Origin of the sequence: Mesorhizobium alhagi CCNWXJ12-2, assembly GCF_000236565.1 — a bacterium.
Lineage (GTDB): Bacteria > Pseudomonadota > Alphaproteobacteria > Rhizobiales > Rhizobiaceae > Allomesorhizobium > Allomesorhizobium alhagi.
Map to the genome: position 1 here is coordinate 1 of NZ_AHAM01000135.1, position 25,779 is coordinate 25,779.

Below are 25,779 nucleotides of genomic sequence, written 5' to 3' on the forward strand. Positions count from 1 at the left end.
GCGCAGACCACCACGTGGTCGGCCATGATGGTGCCGCGGTCGGTCACCACGCCCTTGATGCGGCCGTTCTCGATGATGAGCGATCTGGCCGGCGTATTCGCAAATGCGTTGAGCTTGCCGGAGGCTTCGGCCTGGTCGACCAGCTTGCCGGCGACCGTCTGGGAGCGCGGGATGACGAGGCCGGCATCGGGGTCCCACATGCCGCCCTGCACCATGCTCTCTTCGATCAGCGGGAATCGTTCCTTGATCTCGGCGGGATCGATCAGGCGGGCGCGGGTCCCAAACGCCTTCCCCGAGGCCACCTTGCGCTTGATCTCGTCCATGCGTGCGTCGTCGCCCACGCGCGCGACTTCGAGGCCGCCGACGCGCGCGTAGTGACCCATCTTTTCATAGAAATCGATGGAGTAGAGCGTGGTCCAGCAGGACAGGAAGTCGTGGCTGGTCGTGTAGCAGAAGTCGGAGGCGTGCGCCGTCGAGCCGATGTCGGTCGGGATGCCGGACTTGTCGATGCCGACAATATCGTCCCATCCGCGCTCGATCAGGTGATGGGCGACCGATGCGCCGACAATGCCGCCCAGACCGATGATGACGACCTTCGCCTTTGACGGAAACTCTGCCATTTGCCCGCGACTCCGAGGTGTTTTGCGGCCGGACTATAAGGCAGCGCCACGGCGCGATTGAAGCCTGTTTGCGACACGAAGAAAACGGGCCGCGACCATGCGCCCGACATTTGCCGCGCGGGTTAATCTTAACGGAACCTCAACGGCTCCGGTTAACTCTTTTACCGTGCATTCGGTGATAGGAGGGGCCCCGGGGCGGGAGGCGAAGACATGAGCATTGCGGCACAGCAAGGAAGGACTGCCGGACGCGCGGCGTGGAGCGCATCGCCGCTGGTCGTCATGGGTCTAGTGCTTGCGCTCGTGCCGGTTCTGCTCCTGTTTCCGCTGCGCGTGCCCATCGGCCCGATGTATTGGGACGTCTTCATCTACTATGACGCCGCCAACCGCATCTTCGGCGGCCAGATTCCGGTCAACGACTTCTTCACGCCGGTCGGGCCTCTCGGCTATTATCTCTTCGCCGGCTGGGTCGCCTTGTTCCCGAACGGTGCGCCGACGCTCCTGGCGCACTGGTCGCTGCTTGCGGTCACCGCACCGCTGATGGCGCTCGTCATCCGGCATGTCGAAGCGCGATCGCGTACGACCGCCTATGCTTTGCTGATCCCCTTCCTGATCTTCGCGCTGCTGCCGTTCAACAGCCGCGAGTTCTACCCGTTTCCGGGCTCCGACGGCTTCGGCATCTACAACCGGCAGATCTGCCAGATGCTCTACGTGCTGGTGGCGGCGCTGATCTTCGTGCGCAGCCCTCGTCTCCTGGCGCTGATCGTCGCCGTGGCGATGACTGCCCTGTTCTTCCTGAAGATCACCGGCTTCGTGTCGGGCGCGATCATCTGCCTGTTCGCATTCATGGCAGGCCGCGTTCCGCTCCGCCACGCGCTGGTGGCCGCTGGCGCCTTTCTCGCGATGCTGGCGCTGCTGGAACTCACCTCCGGACTGGTCAGCCATTACATCAACGACATATTGGCGCTGGTCGCGATCAACAGCGGCAGCCTGGCGCCGCGCTTCCTTCAGGCGATGTCGCACACGTTCGGCGTCCTCTTGCCGGCTGGAGCGCTGATACTGCTTCTGATCTGGTCAGGCCGCGAGAAACTGGCGGCGCGGCTCTCCGCGATCCGCGACGAGCGGAATGCAGCTTCGATCGCAAAATTCCTCGACAACGACGCCTTCTGGTTGGCCGTCGTGCTTTTCGCCGGCATCACCTTCGAGACGCAAAACACCGGGAGCCAGGCGATGATCTTCGTCTGGCCGGTCATCCTTTCGATCGTGATGCGGTCGGGCGCGCTGATGGCCAAGCCGAAACTGCTCATCGCGACCTTCGTCCTTGCCGCGGCCGTGGCGCTGCCGCCGGCCATCAACACGATCGAGCGCGCGGCGCGCGCCTATGCCGGGTCCGTCAAGAATTTCTCGCTGGAGCACACCAATCTGAAATCGCTGGGCGCCGTCACGATGCGCGGCGACGTGCTCGCGCGTTCGGAGAATATGATCGGATTCTACCCGCCGCACCGCGCCCTTTACGAAGATATCGTTCGGATGGGCGAACTGCCGAGCTTCATCCTCTATTCCGATTTCGACTTCCAGATCACGCATCTTATGGCGATCGACCACGCAATCGACAGCATCAGGGCGCTGGAAGCGGAGAACGGCGTGCGCTTCGAGACGATCATGGCGCTGAATTTCGTCAATCCGTTCCCGTGGCTGATGGACAGGAGCGCGCCCGAGCACGTCGCCATCGGCGCCGACCCGACGCGCGCCGTGCCGCCGCCCGGCCCTCTGGTCGCCGACTCCATTCGCGAAACGGATCTGATCCTGCATCCGAAATGTCCGCCTACGACGGCGAACGCAGCACTTCTGGAACTCTACGCGCCGATGATGGCTGGCCATCGCAAGATCGCTCTCGACGCCTGCTACGACGCCTATGTGCACCCAAAGTTTGCGGAAAAGCTGGATTAGGCTTGCGTTAACCGTGAATGCATGTGCGGGCCACAACTCATACTGCCCGCCCCCATTATCGCGCGCTTGTCGCCTTTGCTGCACTCTACTTTTACGTGTGGCAGTGATGACATGATCGCGCATTGGTCGTGAAGCGCTGCCAGCGGATCCGTGCACCAGCCGATTTACCGACTGCATTTTTCTTCCTGATGCCCCCCAGACATTAAGGAGATTGCCATGCACCGTTGCCTCGCTCACCTCACCCATGCCCTGCCGTTCTGTGTTCTGACGCTTGCGTTTGCCGACGACGCACGCGCCCAGACTGCCTTCAGCGCGCATGGAGGTCCGCCGCTCGAAGTGCTCCAGAAGGCCAATCCCTTCCAGGATAACAACGGCCAGATTCCGCCCGGCAGCGAATATGCCGGCCCGCTCTTTACGCTCAATCACAACTGGCCGACAGCGCCAGACCCCTTGAAGAATGCGCCGTGGCAGGAGGCGATCGGCAACGGCCCTATCACGATCGACAATGCCGCAGCCTATGCCAACGCGCTGAAAGAGGCGGTGACCGAGAATAGCCGCGCTCTCATCATGCACTACGACAGCTGGGACGCCGCCAAAGCAGGCTGGTACAATGAGCCTTGGCTCGGCACGCTGCGGGAATCGATCCATGGCAGCTATCCGGCCGGCGAGTTCGGTCCTGCGATCTTTCCCGACACAGGACTTCGGGCGACGTTCCAGACCCATGTGCTGACCTACTACGATCAGCGCGCGGCCTATTCCCTCTACAATTTCTGGGGCAATTCGGCGATGCAGCCGACGCTGAAGACCGAAAACGCCCAGTTCGTCGAGGGGTCGATCATCACTAAGGCTGCAATGTTCGCATCCACCGATCCGAACCAGCCGACCGACTGGTGGGATGCGATGGAGCGTGCGCAGGAATGGCCGCTCTATATTCCGGTCGGCAACGCGACCACCCCATCGGTCTGGCCGAGCTACATCGCACAATTCGACATCATCGTGAAGGATACCCAGTCAGCGCCGCAGACGGGCTGGGTATTCATGACGCTGGTGTATGACGCTTCGGCGCCGGGCGATATCTGGGATAAAATGGTGCCGCTCGGCGTCCAATGGGGCAATGATCCGGAGGCGACGACCGAAGACGCTCCTCTCAAGGAAAATTGGAACAATCCCAAGGCGCCGCTCTATTCCACCCAAACGCTCGGCTGGGGCGGCCGTCTGTCCGGACCCAACGACGGCGGCCGCAACAACATCGTCGTCGACGGGAAACCCATCGTGAACGCTCCCAATTCCGGTTGCATTAACTGCCACAGCACGTCGCAATGGAACGTCGAAAGGCACGAGATGGTGACATTCCTGCTCCCGTCTTTCCCTTCCGACGATCCTCCGGGCTTTGAACTCTGCAACGGCGAGGGTCAGCGGGATCCGAACGGAACTTATATCTGCTCGCCGGCGCCGGGATCGGCGGACTGGATGAAATGGTTCCAGAATCGGGCCGGTAACGTACCAATGGACGAAGGCTCGTTCGCCACCGACTTCGACGAGGTGTTCTCCTTCAAGTCGCTCCCGCTCTGGTGGAAGGCGGTCGGCGCCAAAACCAAGGCCATGGCTGTCAGCGACGCAGTGCCGGCGCAGCGCTTCAACCAGTATACCGGCGCGCCGCTGCCGCAAGAACGACAGTGAACGAACCAACCGTGCCGGCGGCCGGCCCGACCGCCGGAGATTTGGTTCCGCCTGAGGCGGTCTGCCCAAACGCAAGCGGCCGGAGCATAGCCCCGGCCGTTCTCGCAACAGGTGAAATCCCGCCCTACTTCACCTGGCTTTTGACGAAATCCTTCACGATAGAAACGATCCCGCGCGACAGGAGGCTGTCCAGCGCGTCGACGAAGCGATCGACATGTTCCGACTGGCAGATCAGCGGCGGCTCCAGCCTGATCACGTTGCGGTTGTATTCGGTGAAGGCGACGAGGACGTCGTAGTCGCGCAGCAGCAGAGCGCCGACAAAGCCCGACAGAGAACCTTTCAGCTTGTCGTCGAGCACGCTGACGATCGGCCGCAGCACCATGGGCAGGGTCTGCGAGAAATCGTGGAACTCGAGCCCGATCATGAAGCCCTTGCCGCGAACATCCTTGATGATCTTGGGATGCTTCGCCTGCAGCGCGTGCAGCCGCTCCAGCAAGTAGCCGCCGGTCGCGGCCGCATTGTCGATCAGCCCCTCGTCGTAAAGCACGTTGAGCGCCTCGATCGCCGTGATCGATGCTTCGCCGATGCCGCCGAAGGTCGCCGCCGCATGGATCATCGCCGTCTTCGGCGTGCCGTAGGCCTTCATATAGACCTCGCGGCTGGCGATCATGGCGCCGACGGCCGACTTGCCGCCGCCGAGAGATTTCGCCAGCGCGGTGACGTCCGGCACGACGCCGTAATGCTCAAAGGCGTAGAAGCGGCCGGAGCGGCCGAGGCCGCACTGCACTTCGTCCGCGACCCAAAGCACGCCGTACTGGTCGCATAGTGCGCGCAGCTTCTGCCAATATTCGGCCGGCGCCTGGACGATGCCGCCGCCGCCCTGGATGGTTTCAAGCACGATCACGCCGATCGCCGGATCGGACTTGAACGCCGCCTCGACCGCGTCGATATCGGCGAAGGGCACGCGCACCGTATTGTCGGTCAGCTTGAATTCGCCGCGGTAGAGCTGGCCGTCGGTGATCGACAGCACGCCCTTGGTCTTTCCGTGGAAGGAGTTCTCCGCATAGACGATTTTCGGCCGCTTCGGACCGGCGGCGCGCTCGGCGACCTTGATCGCCGCTTCCATGGCCTCCGAGCCGGAGGAGCCGAGGAAGACCATATCGAGGTTGCCCGGCGAGCATCTTGCGAGATTATGCGCGAGGGCCGCCGCATATTGCGACATGAAGGCGATTGCGATCTCGTGGCGCTTCTCGTCCTGGAATTTTTTGCGCGCTTCGAGAATGCGCGGATGGTTGTGGCCGAAGGCCAGTGAGCCGAAGCCGCCGAAGAAGTCGAGGATCTTGCGGCCGTTCTGGTCGACATAGAACATGCCTTCGGCGCTCTCGACCTTCACCTTGTGAAAGCCGAGCAGCTTCATGAAATGAAGCTGTCCCGGATTGAGATGCGCCTTGAACAGGTCGGTCATCATGGCGAGGTCCATCGCCTTGGCGGCCTCGACGCTGATCAAGTCCGGCTTGGCGATTGCATCGGGCGAGAGCGCCGGCGCCTTCACCACCGCGCGGGCATGGGTCGTCTCTGGCTTGGTCATGACGTTCATCAGGCTCTCCTATTCGGCCGGAACTTGGGATGCGACCACTTCGTGGCCGTCTTTCTTGGCGCGGTATTCCTTGTAGGCGGCGATCAGCATGTCCTCGTCGCGGTATTGCGGCGCCCAGCCGAGATCGCGCTTGCCCTTCGACACGTCGAGCACGCATTCCTCGTCGGCGATGAGGTACTGCTCCGGATCCATGAGCGGCATGTTCATCAGGTCGAGCAGGTCGAGCGTGCGCTTGACCGCCCAACCCGGCGTCGGAATGAGGAGCGATTTCGAGCCGGCATGCTTGATCAGGTCGCCGAGCAGTTTTCTCACCGGCGGCGGGTTGAGCGAGCCGAGATTGTAGGCCTCGTTCGGAACGCCGGCCTTCCAGGCCAGCCGCGCGGCCTCGGCGCAGTCGAAGACGGAGATGAACTGGTAGGGATTTTTTCCCGAGCCGATCATTGGCACCGGAAGGTTCCAGTCGATCAGCTTGAACAGCTTTTCCAGTATGCCGAGGCGGCCGGGGCCGATGATCAGGCGCGGCCGGAACAGCGATATGTTCATACCTTTCGTGCGCCACTCGGCGGCGAGTTCCTCTGTCTTCAGCTTCGACCAGCCATATTCACCCAGGGGCGCGACCGGATGGTCCTCGGTCATGGGATACGTGACCGTGTGGCCGTAGATCATGTCGGTGGTGAAGTGGACGAGGCGTTTTGCGCCCGCCTTGTCCATGGCGCGGATGATGTTTTCCGTGCCGTGATAGTTCACCGGAAAGAAAAAATCGTGGCGCTTGGCGCGCACCTGGATCGGCGACAGCATCTTGGCCGAAAGGTTGTAGACCATGTCGTCGGGTCGGATCGCGACATTGGCCACGGAATCCGGATCGGTCACGTCGCAGGTGACGAAACGAGCATGGCGGTAGTGCGCCAGGTCGCTCTTGACGATATCGGCGACGATGACCTCCTGGCCGTCGGCCAGGAGTTTCGGCGCCAGATGACGGCCGACGAAGCCGTCGCCTCCAAAAATGATGTGTCTCATTGCGCAAGCTCACTGGTTTGAAGGGGGGTTGAGGGGGAGGCGGCCAGTTCTTCATGGCCGCGCCCGCTTTGGGCGATCAGCACGGTGCCGACGCAGATGAAGCCGATGCCGGCGATGCGCCAGGCGTTTAGATCCTCGCGGAAGACGAAATAAGCGAAGACCGCGACCGCCACATAGGCGAGGCTGAGGAAGGGATAGGCGAAGGAAAGCTCGACCTTCGACAGCACATAGAGATGAGACGCCATCGAGATAACGAAGGTCGCCAAGCCGAGGAACACCCAAGGGCTGAAGACGATCTGCAGGAGCTTGATCACCGGGTTGACCCCGGCGAACGAGATCGGGCCTAGCGTCATCATGCCGTGCTTCAGCATCAGCTGCGCGGCGGCATTGGTCATCACCGTAAAAAGTATGAACGCAATGTATTTCATGTCTTCATCAACCCTCGCCTTTGATGATTTTTGGAACAGCGCCTGACTGGAGGATGATCCAAAACGGGTCACTCGGCCGCATGCGCGAGCGCCTCACCCCTATCCAGCAAAACCCGTGCCGTCCGCGCCCATAGGTCGGACATGAAAGCCGGGTCGCGGACCGCCTCGATTTCGCGCCAATTCGGAAACGACGCAGCGAATACTTCCGCGCCCATGCGCGCATCCTTGTAGGGATTGACCGCGCCGCCGGCGCCGGTCGTGATGGCGTCGAGTTCGTTCAGCAGGGCGAGCGTCGCAGCGCCGCGGTTGGGAAAATCGAGCGTCAGCGTGTAGCCTGGGCGCGCGAAGGAGAGCAGGCCTGGCGAGCGTGTCGCGCCAAAGCGCTTCAGCACCGTAAGGAACGAGCCCTGCCCGGCCGCCCGGGCAGCGGCGAGCAGCGCCGGGACTGCTGTCCGCGCTGCCTCGTCCGGCACGACGCTTTGATGCTGGAACAGCCCGCGCTGACCATAGAGCCTGTTCCAGTTCGAGACGCCGTCGAGCGGAAAGAAGAAGCCCTGGTAGCCTGCCTGCCGGACGCCGCGGGCGCTGCCCTTGCGCCAGCGATAGGCGGCATTGAACGCCGTAAGAAATGGCCGGTTGAGCACGGTGAATGGCGGCTGGAACGGCACCGACAGCTTCGCCCGCGCGGTTTTGGCGGCGCGCGCGCCGTATCTGGCGTGGTTGCCGGTGATCAGCAGCCCCCTGCCCGCATCGGCTCCCCCAGCAAGCTGGTCGATCCAGGCGACGGCATATTCATTGTCGCGGTCGGCCGCCTCGGCGAGGTCGAAATATTCCGCGAGACCGGAGAAAGGTTTTATCTCCTCCATCACATCGAGCGACGGAACCGGCATCAGCCTGAGCTTTGCCGAGAGGATGATGCCGGTGAGGCCCATGCCGCCGATCGTGGCGGCGAACAGGCGCGGATTGGCGGGCGCCCGACATTCATAGGTCCTGCCGTCCGAGCGCAGCAGCGTGAATGAGACGACATGGCAGCCGAAACTGCCTCGGCGGTGATGGTTCTTGCCGTGCACGTCGTTGGCGATGGCCCCGCCCAGCGTGACGAACTGCGTGCCGGGCACGACCGCGGGGAAATATCCGTGCGGCGCCGCGCGGGCGATGATGTCGCTGAGCAGCGTTCCGGCTTCGGCCTCGATCACGCCGGTCTCGGCGTCGAAGCCGAGAATCCGGTTCAGCGACCGCATGTCGACGATGCTGCCGCCGTCATTCTGGCAGGAATCGCCATAGGAACGGCCATTGCCGTAAGGCAGGACCGAGCCCTCGCCCGCGCCGCCGCCTTTCAGGAGCGCGATGGCTTGCGCCGCCGACAGGGCGCGCCGCGCCGGCGGGGTCGCCCGGCCGAAGCTCTGGTATGCGTCGCCGCTCATGCCCAGCCCGCGATCAGGAGCATCACGCCCCCGGTGACGGCGACGAGCTGGCTGCGCCAGTCGCGGATGATGAACACGACAGGATCGTCGTGCATCTCGTCGCGCCGCGCCAGAATCCAGACGCGCATTGTGAGATAGAGCACGATCGGCGCCAGCGGCCACACCATCCACGGATGCGGGTAAAGTTCGCGCACGGCGGCGCTGTCGATATAGAGCGCGAGCACCAGCGCCGAAGAAAATGCCGAGGCCATGCCGGCCTGGGCGATGACATCCTGGTCCTCTGCGCGGTAGCCGCGCCCGGCGATGCGCTCGCCCTGCACCAGATCCGAAGCACGAAGCTCGACGAAGCGCTTCACCAGCGCCAGCGACAGGAAGAAGAAGGTGGAGAAGGCGAGCAGCCAGAACGAGACATCGACGCCGGTCGCCGCCGCCCCGGCAAGGAGCCGCATCGTATAGAGGAACGCCAGCATCAGCACGTCGAGCAGGAGCATGCGCTTGACCGACAGCGAATAGGCGGTGGTCGCGACGAGATAGGTGGCGAGCACCGCCATGAACAGCGGCGGCAGGAAGGCCGCGGTGGCGAAGCTTATGCCCAAAAGCACGGCGACCGACGCCATTCCGAACGGCATCGACAGTACGCCACTGGCAAAGGGCCGGTTGCGTTTGCTCGGATGCTTGCGGTCGAGCGCCAGGTCGAAGAAGTCGTTGACGATGTAGATCGCCGACGCGGCAGTGCTGAACGACACAAAGGCCAGCGCGCAGGCGAGCAGCATCGGCATGTTGAGGTATTCGTGCGACAGCACCATCGGCACCGCAATCAGCGAATTCTTCAGCCACTGATGGACGCGCAGCATCTTAAGGACGGTTTTAAAGCTCGGCTTCTGCGCGTCGATCGTCTCCGACCCATGCGCTGCCTGCCAGCGCGCGGCATGGCGGTCGGGCGCGACCACGATCGCCGCTCGGGCGGCATCGAAAACCTTCAAATCGTGGCGGCTGTTGCCGGCATAATCGAAGCCGCCATCGCCATAGGCCTCGACGAGCGCGGCGCGTTTGCGTCCGGCGGTCAGATTGTGCAGGCCGTCGGTTGCCATCACAGCGTCGAAGAGGCCGAGATGTGCGGCAATGGCGTCGGCGAACTTTCGCGGCGTGCCGGTTGCCAGGATGATCTTGCGGCCGGCGGCGCGTTCATCGCGAAGCCTTGAAAGCACTGTATCGCGATAGGGCAGAGACGCCGGATCTATGTCGACACGGGCGGCGATCGCCTGCTTCAGCGCCGCCGGGCCTCGCGCCGCCCAGAACGGCACGAGGAAGAGAAACAGCGGGTTCTTCCTGATGAGCAGGAACAGCCCTTCCCAGAGCAGGTCGCCGGCAATAAGCGTCCCGTCGAGGTCGACCGCAAGCGGCGCCGCATTCTTGTCCGACCGCGCATCCATGTCTGAAGCCCTGTTGTTTCCCGCCGCGCCGTTTTCCGGCGTCTTCGTGCGGGTATAGCGGCAACAGGGCTATGGAAGGTTAAACAGGCGGCGCTAAACCATTGCGTGCGCCGGTTTTTCCGGCGTCGTGCTTAAGGTCGGGTTATCGGAAACGATAAAAGGCCGGACAAACGGTCCGGCCTCGAAATTCAATGTCGGCGAACGTTACTTGACGCGGGCGACGCCGCCCGAAATCTCGATCGTCTCGGAACCGGTCAGCGCCTGGCGGTCGCCATTAGGCATGGTGACGAAGCAGCCGCCCTGGCAGAATTCGACCGTTTCGCCGCCGCCGAGCGCAAGCTCGGTCTTGTTGCCGCCCTCGGTGACGATCAGCGTGCGCGGCTCGGAATCCAGATTGACCGCGCTGGCGCCGAAAGCCGTGGTGCCCAGGAAAAGAAGGGCAGCAGTGGCGATCACAGGCTTCATCATTTCATTATCGGTGTTGCCACCGCCTCTGTTGCATTGAGCAAGGCATTCCTGCTCTTGCCGCGACCTTATAGGAGTTCGAAGCTGAACCGCAACTGAATGCCGCATTCATGCCACGATTGCCGGCGGACCTAACTTGGGTCCGGCTTACGGCGCTTGCGTCTCGGCGCCGGCTGCGGCGTTGCCTTCTCCTCGAGCGCCTTGGCCCGTTCGAAATACTCAGCCTCCACCTTGTCATCGTCGATCGGCCATTTCTCGGCCGGCGGTTCCCGTTTCAGGTGGACGTCGCGCTGCGGGAACGGGATTTCGATGTTCTCGCGCGCGAAAGCTTCGAGAATCGCGAACCGGACATCGTTCTGCACGATGACGCCGTTGCTTACGTCAGCCAGGAAAACTCTGACCTCGAAGTCCAGCGATGAGTCGCCGAAGGCCGAAAAGAGAACGAAGGGCTCCGGATTTTTCAGCACGAGCGGATGGTTGCTTGCGATCTCTAGTAGGATCTCATGGACCCGCTTCGCATCCGATCCATAACCCACACCTACCGGAATCTCGATGCGTCCGAGCTTGTTGCGGTGCGTCCAGTTGCCGACTGCGCTGTTGATCAGGTCCGAATTCGGCAGGATGACGGTCTGGCGCTGGAACGTCTCGATCTCGGTGGCGCGCACGCTGATCTTTTTGACCGTGCCGGAAACGGGGCCAGCCACGATCCAGTCGCCGGCCTTGAACGGACGTTCGGCAAGCAGGATCAGGCCTGACACGAAATTGGAGACGACGTTCTGCAGGCCGAAGCCGATGCCGAGCGACAGGCCGCCGGCGATCAGGGCGAAGTTGGAAAGGTCGATGCCGGCAGCAGAGACGCCCATCAGGACGGCGATCGCCAGGCCGGCATAGCCGACCACTGTCCTTATCGAATTGCGAACGCCGGCATCAACCTTGCCGCGCGCCATGACCGAGCCGTCGAGCCATCCCTGGAACCAGCGGGTCAGGAAATAGCCCAGTACGAATACCAGTATGCCCCAAAAAATTCCGGTGAACGAGAGGGTGAAGGAGCCGATCCGGATGCCGGTCACGGCCTTGTAGACCCAAGCCTGGATGTCGCCGGGCTGGAACCCCCAGAGGAACAGAATGAGCGGCACGCCAACGACTAGGATGAGAATGTTGATGGCGATACTGACCACCAGCGCAAGCTGGTCGAGCGTCGAGGCGTCGAGGCTGAACCTGCTCTCGAAGCGCCGGCCAAGCGTAGTGCCGGCGAAAGCGCCCTCCTCCGCCACCGCCCTGGCGGACAGGAAGCCGATATACATGGTGGCGAGCACCGCGCCGGTGACCACGATCTGCGTAGAAAGAAAGCGGGCAAAGCCGATATAGCCGAGCAGGGCAGCAACGATAGTGACGCCGCCGAGCAGGAACAGGGTGGCGCTCAGCACCGGATGCCAGCGCCTCGGCCGGCCGTCCTCGCCGGTGAAAGGCCGCACCAGCCCTATGAGCACGACCAGAATCCCGGTTAGCACCGTGGCGATCAGGCTTTCGCCGACGGTAAGCGATAGCGGCGAATCCAGAACGGAATAGACCGTGCTCAGGAACACGTCGATACCGGTGAAGATGGCGGTCGCCGAAACCAGCCACAGCAACAGCCTGGCGGCCTGCGTGTCGACCGCGATGAGCCGCCAGTTGGGCAGGCGCGGCGAAAGCACCGAACTGCCAAGCCTGTGGACGAAGAAGACCAGCCCGATGACGATGAAGAGCGACGTCATCATCGTGCCGATGTCGCCCCTCAGCACGGCGAAATAATCATAAAGCAGATAGGTCGTGGTGAGGAAAACGGCCAAGGCCGCAGTCGGCACCAGCGTTGACCAGAACGCTACCGACAGGCGGCTGAGATAGGACGGGCTCTCGACATTTCCGTCGGCTTCGAACAGGCGGCCGAAAAGCCTCCTGCCGCCGATCAAGAGGATCGCTGCCGCAAGCAGCGCAAAGAAGGTGGCGAACAGAACCGAGCGCAGCTTGAACTGGACGACGAAGCGCACCCAGGACGCGACGGTGCGGTAAAGGTCCGTCGCCTCGTTCCTCGCGGCCTCGGCGACCTCGCCCGCCAGCGCCGTTCCTATGTCGTAGCGCCGGGTCAGCAGCCGCGAAAACAGGTCGCGCCGCATCTCGGTGATACGCGTGATCAGCGCGTTGATCCGGATCGACTGGTCTTCGGCGACGCCGAGCGCGGCGTTGATTTCCGCCTTTTCAGCGAGGAGCGCCTGGCGTTCGCGGGTGACCAGATCCTGTTCGGGCGGCTGGCCCTCGGCCGGCGCGGGACCCAGTTGATCAAGGCGATTGTTGATCTCGGTCAGTCGGGGCCTGAACGCAACGCTGCTCTGGAGCAACTGGCGCTCCGTCTCCTCGAGCTGCAGGCGGATATCGACGAGGTGCGAATCGTCTTCGGAATTCGCGGCGATCTGCTTCTCGAGCTGATCGGTGCGCTGGCGCAGGCCGTCCATGACCGCCCGCTGCTCCCGGATGATGGGTGAACCGTTCGGTGAGGGACCCTGCGCGAGGGCGGGAAACGCCAGCGCCGAAAGCGCCAGCAAAATCAGTGCGAGAAGGGATCGAAGGAAAACGGGCATTATCTCCAGGCGACTCAAATGACAACGCGTCGGTGGGGCCCGACAGTGATAGAGATGCAGAACGAGCCGGGCAAGTCGGCGGCGTAGGAGCGACGGAAAGGCGGCAGCAGAGCGCAAGGAGTCGGCCTTATGAAAAGCCATGGCGCAATATTGGCTTTGGCGCACAAGCCGTGCCACTAGTGTGCGCCATCGCCCGAACCGGAAGACATGATCCATGGCGGAATATTCGGCCTTTTCGCTGCTCAAGAACGCGCTGACGGGAAACCGCGACTGGAAGCCGGCCTGGCGCAAGCCCGACCCGAAACCTTCCTATGACGTGATTGTCGTCGGGGGCGGAGGGCACGGCCTCTCGACCGCCTATTACCTGGCCAAGGAACACGGCATCACCAATGTCGCGGTGCTGGAAAAGGGATGGCTGGGGTCCGGCAACGTCGGCCGCAACACAACAATCGTGCGCTCCAACTATCTGTATCCGCAGAGCATTCGCTTTTACGAGCACTCGATGCGGCTTTGGGAAAACCTGTCGCACGACCTCAACTACAATGTGATGTTCTCGCAGCGCGGCATCCTCAACCTCGCCCATACGCCGGCGCAGTTCGACGACTATGCGCGCCGCGGCAACGCCATGCGGCACGGAGGGGGCGACGCCGAACTGCTCGATCCCGACCAGATCGCCAGGCTCTATCCCGGCCTCGACGTTTCGGCTTCAGCCAGGTTCCCCGTGGTCGGCGGCCTCTTGCAGCCCAAGGCCGGCACGGCGCGCCATGACGCCGTGGCCTGGGGCTATGCGCGCGGTGCGGACCGGCGCGGCGTCGACATCATAGAGAATTGCGAGGTCACCGGCTTCCTGCGCGACGGCGACCGCATCACCGGCGTAACCACGAGCCGCGGCGAAATCCGCGCCGCCAAGGTGGCGGTGGCGGTGGCGGGCAGCACCGGCCACGTCATGAAGCTGGCCGGGATCGACAAGCTGCCGATCGAAAGCCATCTGCTGCAGGCCTTCGTGTCGGAATCGCTGAAGCCGATCCTGCCCGGCGTCATCACCTGGGGCGGCGGGCATCTTTACGTCTCGCAGTCCGATAAGGGCGGGCTGGTCTTCGGCGGCGACCTCGACGGCTACAACAGCTATGCGCAACGCGGAAACCTGCCGTTGGTCGAGGAGGTGATGAGCGAGTTGCTCGCCATGTTCCCCGCTTTCGCGCGGGTCAGGCTGCTGCGCTCCTGGGGCGGCGTCATGGACATGTCGATGGACGGCTCGCCGATCATCACCACCGGCCCCCTGCCCGGCATGTATCTGAATTGCGGCTGGTGCTACGGCGGATTCAAGGCGACTCCGGCTTCCGGCTGGTGCTTCGCCCACACGATCGCTCGGGACGAGCCGCACGAGATCAACGCGCCGTTCACGCTCGACCGTTTCCATCGCGGCATACTCATCGACGAAAAAGGCCAGGGCTCGACGCCCAAGCTTCATTAGGCACATCAGCAGATGCTCATAAACTGTCCTTATTGCGGCCCGCGCGACCTTTCCGAATTCAGCTACCAGGGCGACGGCAACCGCACCCGTCCCGACCCGGCCTCGACCGACCAGGCCGAGTGGAACGCCTATGTCTATGATCGGACCAACATCGCCGGCGACCACAACGAGATCTGGCAGCATGCCGGCGGCTGCCGCGCGCATCTGCGCCTCACGCGCAACACGCTGACCCACAAGATCACCAGCGTCAGCTTTGCCCGCGACGAACGCCACAAAAAGCCCCACGGCCACCGCCGTTCGGGAGCGCATTCATGAGCCCGCGCCGCAGCCAGACCGGCGGGCGCGTCGATCGGACGCGCACGATCCGCTTCACCTTCGACGGCCGGCCGTTCACCGGCCATGCGGGCGACACGCTGGCCTCGGCGCTGCTCGCCAACGGCGTCACGCTGTTCGGGCGCTCGTTCAAATACCACCGCCCTCGCGGCGTGCTGACGGCCGGCGTCGACGAGCCGAACGCATTGGTGACGGTGCTTCACGGCGAAGTGCGCGAGCCCAACATTCCGGCGACCATGCTGGAGATTTATGACGGACTGACCGTGGTCAGCCAGAACCGCTTCCCGACGCTCGCCTTCGATTTCGGCGCGGCAAACCAACTCGGCGGCAAGCTCCTCGGCGCCGGCTTCTACTACAAGACCTTCATGGGGCCGGTGTTCGGGCCATTGAAGGGCACCCGCTTCTGGATGTTCTGCGAATATTTCATCCGCCGTGCGGCGGGCCTTGGCCGTGCCGGCATTGCCAGGGACCCGGCGCGCTACGAGCGCATGAACGCCTTCTGCGACGTGCTGGTGGTCGGCTCCGGCCCGGCCGGGCTGGTGGCCGCGAAAGCCACGGCCGACAACGGCGCAAGGGTCATCCTGGCCGAGCTCGAGCCGAAATTCGGCGGTTCGGCCAACTGGTCGGACGAGACGATCGACGGCATGGCCGCGGCGGAATGGGCCTCGACCATGGTGCGCGACCTGAAGGCGCGCGACAACGTCCGGCTCCTGCCGCGCACCACCGTCTGGGGCTATTACGACGACAACAACATGGCCGCGCTGGAGCGCGTCACCGACCACAAGAGCGCGCCGGGCAAGGGCGAGCCGCGCCACCGCCACTGGTCGATCTGGGCCGGATCGGTGGTGCTGGCGACGGGCGCATTCGAGCGGCCGCTGGTGTTTCCGGGCAATGACCGGCCCGGCGTCATGCTTGCGAGCGCTGCGGAGCGCTACGCCAACGAGTTCGGCATACTGCCGGGGCAGAAGGTTGCGCTGTTCGTCAACAATGACGCCGCCTACCGCGCCGCTTCGACGCTGAGGAAGGCCGGCGCGGAAATCACCGCTATCGTCGACGCGCGGGATGAAATTTCCGCCGCGGCGCAGGAGATCGCGGAGGGGGCCGGCGGCGAATTGCTGCGTGGCCATGCTGTGGTGGCGACCGAAGGCGGCAAGCATGTCTCGGGCATCAAGGTGCAGAAGTTCGATCTCGCGAACGGCGCGCTGTCGGGCGAGGCGCGGCATCTCGATGCCGATTGCCTGCTGGTTTCGGGCGGCTGGTCGCCGGTCATCCATCTGGCGAGCCAGGCCGGCCTGAAGCCGGAGTGGAATGAGACGCTGCAGGCCTTCCTGCCGCCGAAGCCGACGCAGAACTGGGTCGGCGCGGGCGCATTCAACGGGCGCTTTACGACCGCAGAGGCGTTGGCCGAAGGCGTCGCTGCCGGCCTCTCGGCTGCCGGTTCGATCGGCAGGGCGGAATACGCGCCCGAGGTCGAAGCGCCGGTGTTGGACCCGCACCCGGCTCCGGTGTTCGAGATCAGGGCCAAGGGCAAGGCTTTCGTCGACCTCCAGCACGACGTGACCGCCGACGATGTCCGCCTCGCTTACAAGGAGGGGTTCGTTTCGGTCGAGCATCTGAAGCGTTACACCACGCTCGGCATGGCGACCGACCAGGGCAAGACATCCAACGTTCCCGGCATTGCCATCATGGCCGATGCGCAGGGCAGGCCCATTTCCGATGTCGGCACCACCCGGTTCCGCCCGCCTTTCGCGCCGGTTTCGCTGGGCGCGCTGGCGGCCGAGCGCTATGGCGAGGTCAAGCCCGAGCGGCTGACCCCCATGCATGACTGGCATGTCGAGAACGGCGCGACCATGTATGCCGCCGGGCTCTGGCATCGGCCGGCTATCTATGGCCTTGCCGGCGAGACGGTCGAGCAGGCCTATGTGCGCGAGGCGAAAACGACGCGCGAGGCGGCCGGCATCGTCGATGTCTCGACGCTGGGCAAGATCGCCGTGCAAGGCCCGGACGCCGCCGATTTCCTCGACCGCGTCTACACCAACATGTTTTCGACCCTTGCCGTCGGCAAGGCCCGCTACGGCCTGATGCTGCGCGAGGACGGCATCGCGCTCGACGACGGCACGACCTGGCGTCTCGGCAACGACGACTTCCTGATGACCACCACCACCGCCAACGCCGGCAAGGTCATGCAGCATCTCGAATATCTGCTTGACGTGGTCTGGCCCGAGCTGAAGGTGCAACTTACCTCCGTCACCGATCAGTGGGCGGGGGCGGCGATCGCCGGGCCGAAGGCGCGGGAAATCCTGGCATCCTGCGTGACCGGGACGGCAGTCGACAATGACACGCTGCCCTTCATGGGCATCGTCCACGGCGAGATCGCCGGCGCGCCGGTGATGATCTGCCGACTCTCCTTCTCCGGCGAAATGGCCTTCGAGGTCTATTCCGGCGCCGGCCATGGCGTGCATGTCTGGGAAGCGCTGATCGAAGCGGGCAAGCCCTACGGCATGGTTTGCTACGGGCTGGAGGCGCTCGGCACGATGCGCATCGAAAAGGGCCATGTCACCGGCGCGGAGATCGACGGGCGCACCACGGCGCGGGATCTCGGCCTCGACTGGATGCTGTCGAAGAAAAAGCCGTTCGTCGGCTCGATGATGATGGACCGCGAGGGCCTTGCCGACGTGGACCGGGTGCGCCTGGTCGGCGTCATCGCGCTCGACAACCGGCCGCTCAATGGCGGCGCGCATATCGTCGAGGACAACGAGGCTGCGCCGAGGAATTCGATCGGCCACATCACTGCCGTCTGCTATTCGCCGATGCTCGGCAAATATATCGGCCTGGCGCTGGTCAAGGGCGGCAAGAAGCGGCACGGCGCACGCGCATTCGTCTCCGACCCGCTGAGAAATCGCTTCGGCCCGGTCGAGATCGTCAGCAACCACTTCTTCGATCCCGAAGGGAAACGCATGCATGGTTGACCAGCTTTCACCGCTTGAGCCGGTCTGGCGGCCGGGTTCGCACGGCAATTTCGCCGCGGGTGTCGGCGTGATCCTGAGCGAGACGCAGCCGGGTTCGATCGTGCAGGCCACCGCCTGGCCGGGCGAGGAAAAGGCTTTGATGGGCGCGATCCGGACCGTCGCCGGTATCGTGCTGCCCGATGGCGCGGGCGGCGGCGTCTTCACCGAAGAGAAGGCGGCGTTCGGCTTTGCGCCGGGTAAATTCCTGGTCGTCGATCAGGCCGAGGGACTATTCGCAACGCTCAGCGCGGCGATCACCAGCGAAACAGGAACCGTCACCGACCTGTCGCACGGCCGCACTGCGATCCGCTTTGCCGGGCCGAAAGCCGAATGGGTGCTGGCGAAATTCTTCGCCATCGATTTTTCGCTGGCGGCGTTTCCGGTGGGCGCGGGCCGCTCCACAGTGCATCACGACATCTTCGCGCAGATACAGAGAACCGGGGCGAGCCAGTTCGACCTCTATGTCTTCCGCTCCTTCGCGCGGGCGTTCTGGAACGCGCTATGCCATGCGAGCGAGGAGGTCGGCTATGAGGTGAGGTGAGGCAGCCGTCGAGTCGTCTTCCTTGGCCCTCGAAGGCTCCCTGCCCTGCACCGCATGGCTCCCAACATCCTTGGTACGCTGCCCACCGCGCCTTTGATGGCGCTCGACACTGGGTGGTGATAATGTCCGATGCGCCCTTCTTCAGGCATAGCCGAAGAGGCAGACGGGAGGACAAGATGATGGCAAGGACAAACGGAGTTCCAGCCTGCTTCCTGATGAGCTTGGCCTTGTTGGCGGCCGTTCAAGGTGCGGCCGCCGTCGAGCCGGTCAAGGATATCGTCGTTTTCGATTTCGAGATGATGGATTCGAGTGCAGCGTCGGGAATTATTCCTCAGGACGAACACGATGCAAGATACCTGGCGGAATCCACGCAAGTTGCAAAGAACCACCTGTTGGCGACGGGATACAAGATTGTCGACGCAAAACCTGCGGCCGCCGAAATATCGAAGGCCGGTGAATTGCGGCGCTGTAACGGCTGCGAAGCGGCAATTGCGTCAAAGCTCGGTGGTGAACTGGCCATGACGGGCATCGTCAACAGGATCAGCCGGACCGAGTTCGAGATGCTTATCAAGGTCGTCGACGCCGAAACGGGAACGCCCGTCTCCGTCGGCTATACGGGGTTGCGCATGGGGGCAAATTACGCCTGGCCGCGCGGCGCCAAGTGGCTGATGGAAAAGCGCGTTGTGGCCAACCTGACCAACAAATAACAGCGACGCAGTTCGACCCATACCTTCCGCTCCTTCGCGGCTTCCGCAACGCTCACTGCGAGTGGCGGTGGGATATTTCTCGGCAATGGAGGATGTCAATGCGGCCGGCTCTCAACAGTGCGTTGCAGCTTGTCGACATCCTCGTTATCTCGCTGGTGGCAGGAAGCATATTCGGCATTTGGCGAGGCTATAATCCGTCGACCTACTCAGCCGAAACATTCGTTGAAGTCCATCAGGGAGCCGTGCGCGGCTTGAACGTACTCTTGCCGGTTATGGGTCTGACCGCCATCGTTCTCACGCTGCTTCTGATGTTCCTGTCGCGCAGCAAGGCTCGGCCCTTCCGGCTCTATTTCGCAGCCCTTCTGGCCATGGTCGCCGCCGGACTCGTGACTCGGCTCTTCAACCAGCCGATCAATGCCGAGGTGATGGATTGGACTGCCGACGCAATACCCGACAACTGGACTGAACTTCGCGATGCCTGGTGGCGCTGGCACATCGTGCGGCTCATCTGCGCCGTCGCCGCCGTGGTCATCCTGATCGCCGCCGTCTTCGCCGACCGCGACAGGGTTAAAAAGACGTAGCTGAGTTGTTCATGAAGAGACGCCGTCACGTCACGAACTTCACCCACTCCTCCTGCGGCGCTCGCTCAGTGCGCAGATCGTTTTCCGGCTTGGTCACGTCCTCGTAGCCCAGCGCCATTCCGCAGACGACGATCTCCTCGTCGGGAATGCCGAGCACCGGCCGGATCTGGTTGTGGTATGGGGCGAATGCCGCCTGCGGGCAGGTGTGCAGGCCCCTGCCCCGCGCCGCCACCATGATATTCTGCAGGAACATGCCGTAGTCGATCCACGATCCCTGGTTGAGGCGGCGGTCGATGGTGAAGATCATCCCGACCGGCGCGTCAAAGAAGACAAAGTTGCGGTCGTGCTGGGCGCGCATCTGGTCGACGTCGCGCTTGCCGATTCCGAGATGGCCGTAGAGCGCGAAGCCGACGGCGCGCCGCCTTGTCAGATAGGGCTCGAAGAACTGGTCGGGGTAATAGCGGTATTCATCCCACTTGGCCTTTTCGGCGCGGATGCCCGAATTGAGGATAGCGTCGGCGATGCGGGCCTTGGTCTCGCCGGTTGTCACATAAACCTTCCAGGGCTGCATGTTTGTGCCCGAAGGAGCGCGCGCGGCCACGTCCAGAATAGCGCGGATGGTCGCTTCGTCGACGGGATCGGCCAAGAAGGCGCGCACCGACCGGCGCGACGTGATCGCCTCGTCGACGATTGCCGCTTCGTCCAGATCCAGAGTTCTGTTTTCCGGCGCCAGCATGGATTACCCCTTCACAATGCGGCTCACATAGGATTGCCGCGCCGGATTTGCACCAGACCCGCGAGTCTCGCAAGCAATACCTGCATCCCGTGAAATATCGCTTGAAAATTTCACAAAGGTATGGCTCATGAAATTTCCGGAGAGATTTTCATGGACGTTGTGCAGACAGAGGACCGGAACGAATTGGAGGAGCGACGAACGGCGCGCTCCGACACGATGCTTGCGCGCGACATCCGTGCGTTGCGCAAGGCCCGCGGCCTGACGCTCGCCGAGATTGCGCTGAAGCTCGGCCGCTCCGTGGGCTGGCTGAGCCAGGTGGAGCGCGGCCTATCCGCGCCGTCGCTGGCCGATCTGCGCGCCTTCGCCGAACTGTTCGGCGTTCCCGTCAGCCTGTTCTTCGCCCACGATGCTCCCGACGCGGGCGAGCGCGGCGTAGTCGTGCGCGCCGGCCGCCGCCGTTCGCTTGGCACAGCCGAATCCGGACTGGTGGAGGAACTTCTGTCGCCCGATCTCGGCGGTAGTTTCGAGGTGCTGCGCTCGGAATTCGCGCCGGGCGCAGAACTGAAGGCCGCCGCCAGCCGGCCGACCGAAGAAGCGGGCTACGTGGTTTCGGGCACATTCGACCTAGAGATTGCCGGAACGTGGTACCGGCTTGGCGAGGGCGACAGCTTCCGTTTCGCCAACAAGCCGTTCCGCTGGCGCAATCCGGGCGCGGACCCGGCGGTGGTCGTCTGGGTGGTTTCGCCGCCGGTCTATTGAGTAAAGTGGAGAGAGAAATGGCTGAAATTCCATCGACGGCGCGCGTGGTGATCATCGGCGGCGGCGCGGTCGGCGTTTCGTCGCTCTACCACCTTGCCAAGTCCGGCTGGACCGACTGCGTGCTTCTGGAAAAGAACGAGCTGACCTCCGGCTCGACATGGCATGCAGCCGGCAACGTTCCGACCTTCTCGTCATCCTGGTCGCTGATGAACATGCAGCGCTATTCGACAGAACTCTACCGCGGCTTGGCGGAAGAAGTCGGCTACCCGATGAACTATCACGTCACCGGTTCGCTGCGGCTCGCTCATACCAAAGAACGCATGCAGGAGTTCCAGCGCGCCAAGGGCATGGGCCGCTACCAAGGCATGGATATCGATGTGGTCGGTCTCGACGAGATCAAGGCTCGCTATCCATTCATCGAGACTCATGAACTCAAAGGCGCGCTCTACGACCCGAGCGACGGCGATATCGATCCGGCGCAGCTGACCCAGGCTTTGGCGAAGGGCGCGCGCGACATGGGCGCGAAGATCGTTCGCTTCTGCCCGGTCAGCGGCGTGCGGCGCGAAAACGGCGAGTGGGTGATCGAGACGCCGAAAGGCGAGATTCGGTGCGAATACGTGGTCAACGCCGCCGGCTATCGCGCCCGCGAAGTCGGAAAGATGTTCGGACGCGACGTGCCGATGATGGTGATGAGCCACCAGTACATACTTTTCGAGGAAATCCCCGAACTGGCGGCATGGTCGAAGGAGCACGGGAAAAAACTGCCGCTGCTGCGCGATGTCGACACGTCCTACTATCTGCGCCAGGAAAAGAACGGCATGAATCTCGGGCCTTACGAGAAGAACTGCCGGGCGCACTGGGCGACCCACAACGACCCGATGCCGGACGATTTTTCCTTCCAGCTTTTCCCGGACGATCTGGAGCGGCTGGAATGGTATCTGAACGACGCCATCGCCCGCGTGCCGATCCTCGGCACGGCGGGGCTGTCGAAAGTCATCAACGGGCCGATCCCTTACGCGCCGGACGGCAATCCGCTGATCGGGCCGATGCCCGGCGTGCCCAACGCCTTCGAGGCTTGCGTCTTCACCTTCGGCATCGCGCAGGCGGGCGGCGCCGGCAAGGTGCTGGCGGAGTGGGTGACCGAAGGGCAGACGGAATGGGACATGTGGTCCTGCGACCCGCGCCGCTTCACCGCCTTCGCTTCCGATCCCGAGTACTGCGTGGCCAAGGGCATGGAAATCTACGGCCACGAATACGCGATCCACTTCCCGCGCCATGCCTGGCCGGCGGGGCGCGGGAAGAAGCTGTCGCCGATCCATGACCGCATTGCGGCGCTGGGCGCGCAGTTCAACGCCTATAATGGCTGGGAACGCGCCACATGGTTCGCCCATCCGGACGACGACACCTCGGAGGAATCGACCCAGACCTTCACCCGCGACGGGCCGTGGCACAAGCGCATCCGCGAGGAATGCCTGGCGGTACGCGATGCCGCCGGCATCCTCGATCTGCCCGGCTTTTCGCGCTACCGGCTGCAAGGTCCCGGCGCGCGGGAATGGCTGTCCACAATGATCACAGGCGTCGTACCGAAACCCGGCAAGATCGGACTCGGCTATTTCGCCGACGACAAGGGCCGCATCGTCACCGAAATGTCGATCATGGCGCTCGATGAGGATTTCTTCTTCCTCATCACCGCTTCGGTGGCGGAGCTGCACGATTTCGAGTGGCTTCAGAAGCATTTGCCGCAAGAGACTCAAATCACGCTGCAAAATTCGACCGACGCCTTCGCCTGCCAGATCCTCTCCGGGCCGAATGCACGAAAAATCCTGGCCGAAGTGACTGACGCCGACCTCTCGCCGCCATGGCTGTCGCACCAGTCCTGCCAGATAGAAGGACGCTGGCTTCAGCTCGTTCGCGTCTCGTTCGCAGGCGAGCTCGGGTGGGAACTCCACACCAAGATTGAAGACACGGCGGCAGTCTTCGACGCCGTATGGGCGGCTGGCCAGAAGCACGGGCTGAAACCGTTCGGCATGTTCGCACTGGACTCGCTCCGGCTGGAGAAAGGTTACCGCGCCTGGAAGCAGGACCTTTCGACCGACTACACCATCCTGCAAGGCGGGCTGGAACGTTTCGTCAAATGGGACAAGCCGAATTTCAAGGGCAAGGCGGCGCTGCAGAACGAAAATCAGCAGGGGGTGAAGAAACGCTTCGTTACGCTGGTGGTGGAAGCCAGCGATTGCGACGCGCCTTACATGTCGACGTTATGGCATGGCAGCAAGATCGTCGGCGAGACGACGTCAGGAGGTTTTGGCCACAGGGTGGACAAATCGATCGCGCTCGGCATGATCCGCGCCGACCTGGCTGTGCCGGGGACGAAGGTAGAGGTCGAGATTTTCGGCGAGCGCCACAACGCGACTGTCCAGAAGGACGAGCCGCTGTGGGATCCGGGAAACGAAAGGCTGAGAGCATAATGCCAACGTCGTCGAAACGCCTCAGTGGTATCATCCCGTCCGGCAAGGACGGCTGGGAGGTCCATTTCGAAGCCTGGAAGCGCAAGGAAGCCGGCGAACCGATCATCGTTCTATCGGTCGGCGACCATGACTTCGACACGCCGGGCGAGACGGTCGAGGCCTGCGTGGCGGCCCTCAGGACCGGCCATCATCACTACACGCAGCTTCCCGGCGTACCGCGGCTGCGTGAGGCGATGGCGCGCGCCTCGACGCGCTGCACCGGCGTCGAAACGAGTGCGGCCGAAGCGCTCGTCACGCCGGGCGGACAGCTTGCGCTTTACGCCGCCGTGCAGGGCACGCTCGACCGCGGCGACCATGCCGTTGTGGTGGCGCCCTACTACGCGACCTATCCCGGCACCTTCCGCGCGGCCGAAGCGGACTTCACGGTCGTCGAGGCGGAAGCGGCGGACGGCTTTCAACCACGCGCCGAGGCGATCGAAGCGGCGCTGAAGCCGAATACGCGTGCGATCCTCATCAACACGCCGAACAACCCGACCGGCGCCATCTATTCGCGCGAGAGCCTTGAAGCCATCGCAGAGCTTTGCGTGAGGCACGACCTCTGGCTGCTCTCCGACGAGGTTTACTGGACGCTCGGCGGTGGTCATCACATCTCGCCGCGCGCTCTGCCCGGCATGGCGGAGCGGACGCTGGTCATTAACTCGATGTCGAAGAGCCACGGCATGACCGGCTGGCGCATGGGCTGGCTGACTGGCCCCGAAAGCATGATCTCGCTGCTCGTCAGCCTGAACCTCGTGACGACCTACGGCCTCACCGGTTTCATCCAGCAGGCGGCGGCCGAGGCACTGGAGAACGACTATGGCGTGAAACAGATCGCCGACACCTACAACGGGCGGCGCAAGGTGTTCCTCGACGAAGTGCGCGGCCTCAACAACGTTACCGTGCGCGGCTCGGAAGGCGGCATGTATGTCATGCTTGACATTCGCGCCGTCGAGCCGGATTGCGAGAAATTTGCCTGGGCGCTGCTCGAAGCCGAGAAGCTGGCGGTGATGCCCGGATCGAGCTTCGGCGACGCCGCCGCCGGCCATATCCGCGTCAGCCTCTGCCAGCCGGACGACGTGCTGCTGGAAGCCGCGACACGCCTGCGGCGCTTCGCTTCCTCCTATCGCAGCAAGGCAGCCTGACGGATGGCCGGCCTGCCCTCCAAAGCCCGCGCGGTCATCATCGGCGGCGGTGTTTCCGGCTGCTCGGTTGCCTATCATCTGGCCAAGCTCGGCTGGACCGACATCGTGCTTCTGGAACGCAAGCAACTGACCTGCGGCACCACCTGGCATGCGGCGGGCCTGATCGGCCAGTTGCGTGCCTCGCAGAACATGACGCGGCTGGCGAAATATTCGGCCGACCTCTACGTCAGGCTGGAGGCCGAGACCGGCGTCGCCACGGGCATGCGCCAGGTCGGCTCGATCACCGTCGCGCTAACCGAGGAGCGCAAGCACGAAATCTACCGCCAGGCGTCGCTCGCCCGCGCCTTCGACGTCGACGTTCGCGAGATTTCGCCGAGCGAAGTCAAGGAAATGTATCCGCATCTCAACGTTTCGGATGTTGTCGGTGCCGTGCACCTGCCACTCGATGGTCAGTGCGATCCGGCCAACATCGCCATGGCGTTGGCAAAGGGCGCACGGCAACGCGGCGCGAAGATCGTCGAGGGTGTGAAAGTCGCCGCCGTCCACCAGAAGGATGGCCGCGTCACCGGTGTTTCCTGGGCCAGAGGCGAGGAACAGGGCACGATCGAGGCCGATGTGGTCGTTAACTGCGCCGGCATGTGGGCGCGCGAACTCGGCCAGATGTCGGGCGTGACCATCCCGCTGCATGCCTGCGAGCATTTCTATCTCGTGACCGAGCCGATCCCCGGCCTTTCGCGGCTGCCGGTGCTGCGGGGGCCGGGCGAG

General features: G+C 63.5%; 21 protein-coding genes. 12 read left to right on the forward strand and 9 right to left on the reverse strand.

The genetic code is table 11. From position 1 onward, the window contains the following. The coding region (locus tag MAXJ12_RS15815) for an NAD(P)/FAD-dependent oxidoreductase (RefSeq protein ID WP_008836922.1) at positions 1–620 on the reverse strand (620 nt) is incomplete at its 3' end. Between the two features lie 210 nt (positions 621–830). On the opposite strand from MAXJ12_RS15815, the gene MAXJ12_RS15820 reads away from it, so the two are divergent. Both MAXJ12_RS15820 and MAXJ12_RS15825 read left to right on the forward strand, forming a co-directional pair. After that, positions 831–2,567: a hypothetical protein gene (locus tag MAXJ12_RS15820; RefSeq protein WP_008836923.1), complete on the forward strand. Its 1,737-nt coding sequence runs from the start codon at positions 831–833 to the stop codon at positions 2,565–2,567. Positions 2,568–2,783: 216 nt separating this feature from the next. After that, entirely contained in the window at positions 2,784–4,247 is a 1,464-nt protein-coding gene (locus MAXJ12_RS15825) for a hypothetical protein (protein ID WP_008836924.1), read from the forward strand. Between the two features lie 124 nt (positions 4,248–4,371). Here MAXJ12_RS15825 and MAXJ12_RS15830 read toward each other — a convergent pair whose 3' ends face one another. The 7 genes from MAXJ12_RS15830 to MAXJ12_RS15860 form a co-directional block, all read right to left on the reverse strand. After that, positions 4,372–5,844, reverse strand: a complete 1,473-nt coding sequence (locus MAXJ12_RS15830; protein ID WP_008836925.1) for an aspartate aminotransferase family protein — start codon at positions 5,842–5,844, stop codon at positions 4,372–4,374. A gap of 9 nt (positions 5,845–5,853) precedes the next feature. Then, positions 5,854–6,861 (reverse strand): NAD-dependent epimerase/dehydratase family protein, encoded by a 1,008-nt coding sequence (locus MAXJ12_RS15835; protein ID WP_008836926.1) that lies wholly within the window; start codon positions 6,859–6,861, stop codon positions 5,854–5,856. Next, entirely contained in the window at positions 6,858–7,289 is a 432-nt protein-coding gene (locus tag MAXJ12_RS15840) for an EamA family transporter (RefSeq protein WP_008836927.1), read from the reverse strand. Before MAXJ12_RS15840 ends, MAXJ12_RS15835 begins: the two co-directional genes overlap by 4 nt. A 68-nt stretch (positions 7,290–7,357) precedes the next feature. Further along, the gene (locus tag MAXJ12_RS15845) at positions 7,358–8,713 is read right to left on the reverse strand and encodes an FAD-binding oxidoreductase (RefSeq protein WP_008836928.1); all 1,356 of its coding nucleotides are present in this window, start codon (positions 8,711–8,713) and stop codon (positions 7,358–7,360) included. Next, positions 8,710–10,146, reverse strand: coding sequence for a UbiA family prenyltransferase (locus MAXJ12_RS15850; RefSeq protein WP_008836929.1), 1,437 nt, complete (start codon positions 10,144–10,146; stop codon positions 8,710–8,712). The genes MAXJ12_RS15845 and MAXJ12_RS15850 overlap by 4 nt, the downstream gene beginning before the upstream one ends. Before the next feature lie 204 nt (positions 10,147–10,350). After that, positions 10,351–10,614 carry a hypothetical protein gene (locus MAXJ12_RS15855; protein ID WP_008836930.1) on the reverse strand — a complete coding sequence of 88 codons (264 nt, stop codon included), beginning with the start codon at positions 10,612–10,614 and terminating at the stop codon, positions 10,351–10,353. A 128-nt stretch (positions 10,615–10,742) separates the two neighbouring features. Then, positions 10,743–13,226, reverse strand: coding sequence for a mechanosensitive ion channel family protein (locus tag MAXJ12_RS15860; RefSeq protein WP_008836931.1), 2,484 nt, complete (start codon positions 13,224–13,226; stop codon positions 10,743–10,745). A 214-nt stretch (positions 13,227–13,440) separates the two neighbouring features. Between MAXJ12_RS15860 and MAXJ12_RS15865 the strand changes: the two genes are divergently transcribed. From MAXJ12_RS15865 to MAXJ12_RS15890, 6 genes are all read left to right on the forward strand, one after another. Continuing rightward, the gene (locus tag MAXJ12_RS15865; protein ID WP_008836932.1) at positions 13,441–14,700 is read left to right on the forward strand and encodes a sarcosine oxidase subunit beta family protein; all 1,260 of its coding nucleotides are present in this window, start codon (positions 13,441–13,443) and stop codon (positions 14,698–14,700) included. Between the two features lie 12 nt (positions 14,701–14,712). Next, positions 14,713–15,015 carry a sarcosine oxidase subunit delta gene (locus MAXJ12_RS15870; protein WP_008836933.1) on the forward strand — a complete coding sequence of 101 codons (303 nt, stop codon included), beginning with the start codon at positions 14,713–14,715 and terminating at the stop codon, positions 15,013–15,015. After that, complete coding sequence (locus MAXJ12_RS15875) at positions 15,012–18,002, forward strand: sarcosine oxidase subunit alpha family protein (RefSeq protein ID WP_008836934.1); 2,991 nt, start codon at positions 15,012–15,014, stop codon at positions 18,000–18,002. Before MAXJ12_RS15870 ends, MAXJ12_RS15875 begins: the two co-directional genes overlap by 4 nt. Further along, on the forward strand, positions 17,995–18,582 hold the full coding sequence (soxG, locus tag MAXJ12_RS15880; RefSeq protein WP_008836935.1) for a sarcosine oxidase subunit gamma family protein: 588 nt from the start codon (positions 17,995–17,997) through the stop codon (positions 18,580–18,582). Before MAXJ12_RS15875 ends, soxG begins: the two co-directional genes overlap by 8 nt. After that, positions 18,579–19,289, forward strand: coding sequence for a DUF3280 domain-containing protein (locus MAXJ12_RS15885; RefSeq protein ID WP_139043912.1), 711 nt, complete (start codon positions 18,579–18,581; stop codon positions 19,287–19,289). Before soxG ends, MAXJ12_RS15885 begins: the two co-directional genes overlap by 4 nt. A gap of 98 nt (positions 19,290–19,387) precedes the next feature. Then, a complete protein-coding gene (locus MAXJ12_RS15890) occupies positions 19,388–19,870 on the forward strand; it encodes an anthrone oxygenase family protein (RefSeq protein ID WP_008836937.1) in 483 nt (160 codons plus the stop codon). A gap of 25 nt (positions 19,871–19,895) precedes the next feature. Here the strand turns inward: MAXJ12_RS15890 and MAXJ12_RS15895 are convergent, their stop codons facing one another. Then, positions 19,896–20,606: a nitroreductase gene (locus MAXJ12_RS15895; protein ID WP_008836938.1), complete on the reverse strand. Its 711-nt coding sequence runs from the start codon at positions 20,604–20,606 to the stop codon at positions 19,896–19,898. Between the two features lie 216 nt (positions 20,607–20,822). Between MAXJ12_RS15895 and MAXJ12_RS15900 the strand changes: the two genes are divergently transcribed. From MAXJ12_RS15900 to MAXJ12_RS15915, 4 genes are all read left to right on the forward strand, one after another. Continuing rightward, positions 20,823–21,365 carry a helix-turn-helix domain-containing protein gene (locus MAXJ12_RS15900; RefSeq protein WP_040586458.1) on the forward strand — a complete coding sequence of 181 codons (543 nt, stop codon included), beginning with the start codon at positions 20,823–20,825 and terminating at the stop codon, positions 21,363–21,365. A gap of 17 nt (positions 21,366–21,382) precedes the next feature. Further along, positions 21,383–23,833, forward strand: coding sequence for a GcvT family protein (locus MAXJ12_RS15905; protein ID WP_008836940.1), 2,451 nt, complete (start codon positions 21,383–21,385; stop codon positions 23,831–23,833). After that, positions 23,833–25,014: a pyridoxal phosphate-dependent aminotransferase gene (locus MAXJ12_RS15910; protein ID WP_008836941.1), complete on the forward strand. Its 1,182-nt coding sequence runs from the start codon at positions 23,833–23,835 to the stop codon at positions 25,012–25,014. Before MAXJ12_RS15905 ends, MAXJ12_RS15910 begins: the two co-directional genes overlap by 1 nt. A 3-nt stretch (positions 25,015–25,017) precedes the next feature. Then, a partial coding sequence (locus MAXJ12_RS15915) for an NAD(P)/FAD-dependent oxidoreductase (RefSeq protein ID WP_008836942.1) occupies positions 25,018–25,779 on the forward strand: 762 nt, incomplete at its 3' end.

Coding starts and splice junctions, on each gene's coding strand:
- MAXJ12_RS15835 (WP_008836926.1), bottom strand. CDS start 6,861: ATGAGACACATCATTTTTGGAGGCGACGGCTTCGTCGGCCGTCATCTG.
- soxG (WP_008836935.1), top strand. CDS start 17,995: ATGGTTGACCAGCTTTCACCGCTTGAGCCGGTCTGGCGGCCGGGTTCG.
- MAXJ12_RS15820 (WP_008836923.1), top strand. CDS start 831: ATGAGCATTGCGGCACAGCAAGGAAGGACTGCCGGACGCGCGGCGTGG.
- MAXJ12_RS15865 (WP_008836932.1), top strand. CDS start 13,441: ATGGCGGAATATTCGGCCTTTTCGCTGCTCAAGAACGCGCTGACGGGA.
- MAXJ12_RS15850 (WP_008836929.1), bottom strand. CDS start 10,146: ATGGATGCGCGGTCGGACAAGAATGCGGCGCCGCTTGCGGTCGACCTC.
- MAXJ12_RS15875 (WP_008836934.1), top strand. CDS start 15,012: ATGAGCCCGCGCCGCAGCCAGACCGGCGGGCGCGTCGATCGGACGCGC.
- MAXJ12_RS15855 (WP_008836930.1), bottom strand. CDS start 10,614: ATGATGAAGCCTGTGATCGCCACTGCTGCCCTTCTTTTCCTGGGCACC.
- MAXJ12_RS15860 (WP_008836931.1), bottom strand. CDS start 13,226: ATGCCCGTTTTCCTTCGATCCCTTCTCGCACTGATTTTGCTGGCGCTT.
- MAXJ12_RS15830 (WP_008836925.1), bottom strand. CDS start 5,844: ATGAACGTCATGACCAAGCCAGAGACGACCCATGCCCGCGCGGTGGTG.
- MAXJ12_RS15845 (WP_008836928.1), bottom strand. CDS start 8,713: ATGAGCGGCGACGCATACCAGAGCTTCGGCCGGGCGACCCCGCCGGCG.
- MAXJ12_RS15870 (WP_008836933.1), top strand. CDS start 14,713: ATGCTCATAAACTGTCCTTATTGCGGCCCGCGCGACCTTTCCGAATTC.
- MAXJ12_RS15910 (WP_008836941.1), top strand. CDS start 23,833: ATGCCAACGTCGTCGAAACGCCTCAGTGGTATCATCCCGTCCGGCAAG.
- MAXJ12_RS15905 (WP_008836940.1), top strand. CDS start 21,383: ATGGCTGAAATTCCATCGACGGCGCGCGTGGTGATCATCGGCGGCGGC.
- MAXJ12_RS15840 (WP_008836927.1), bottom strand. CDS start 7,289: ATGAAATACATTGCGTTCATACTTTTTACGGTGATGACCAATGCCGCC.
- MAXJ12_RS15890 (WP_008836937.1), top strand. CDS start 19,388: ATGCGGCCGGCTCTCAACAGTGCGTTGCAGCTTGTCGACATCCTCGTT.
- MAXJ12_RS15895 (WP_008836938.1), bottom strand. CDS start 20,606: ATGCTGGCGCCGGAAAACAGAACTCTGGATCTGGACGAAGCGGCAATC.
- MAXJ12_RS15900 (WP_040586458.1), top strand. CDS start 20,823: ATGCTTGCGCGCGACATCCGTGCGTTGCGCAAGGCCCGCGGCCTGACG.
- MAXJ12_RS15825 (WP_008836924.1), top strand. CDS start 2,784: ATGCACCGTTGCCTCGCTCACCTCACCCATGCCCTGCCGTTCTGTGTT.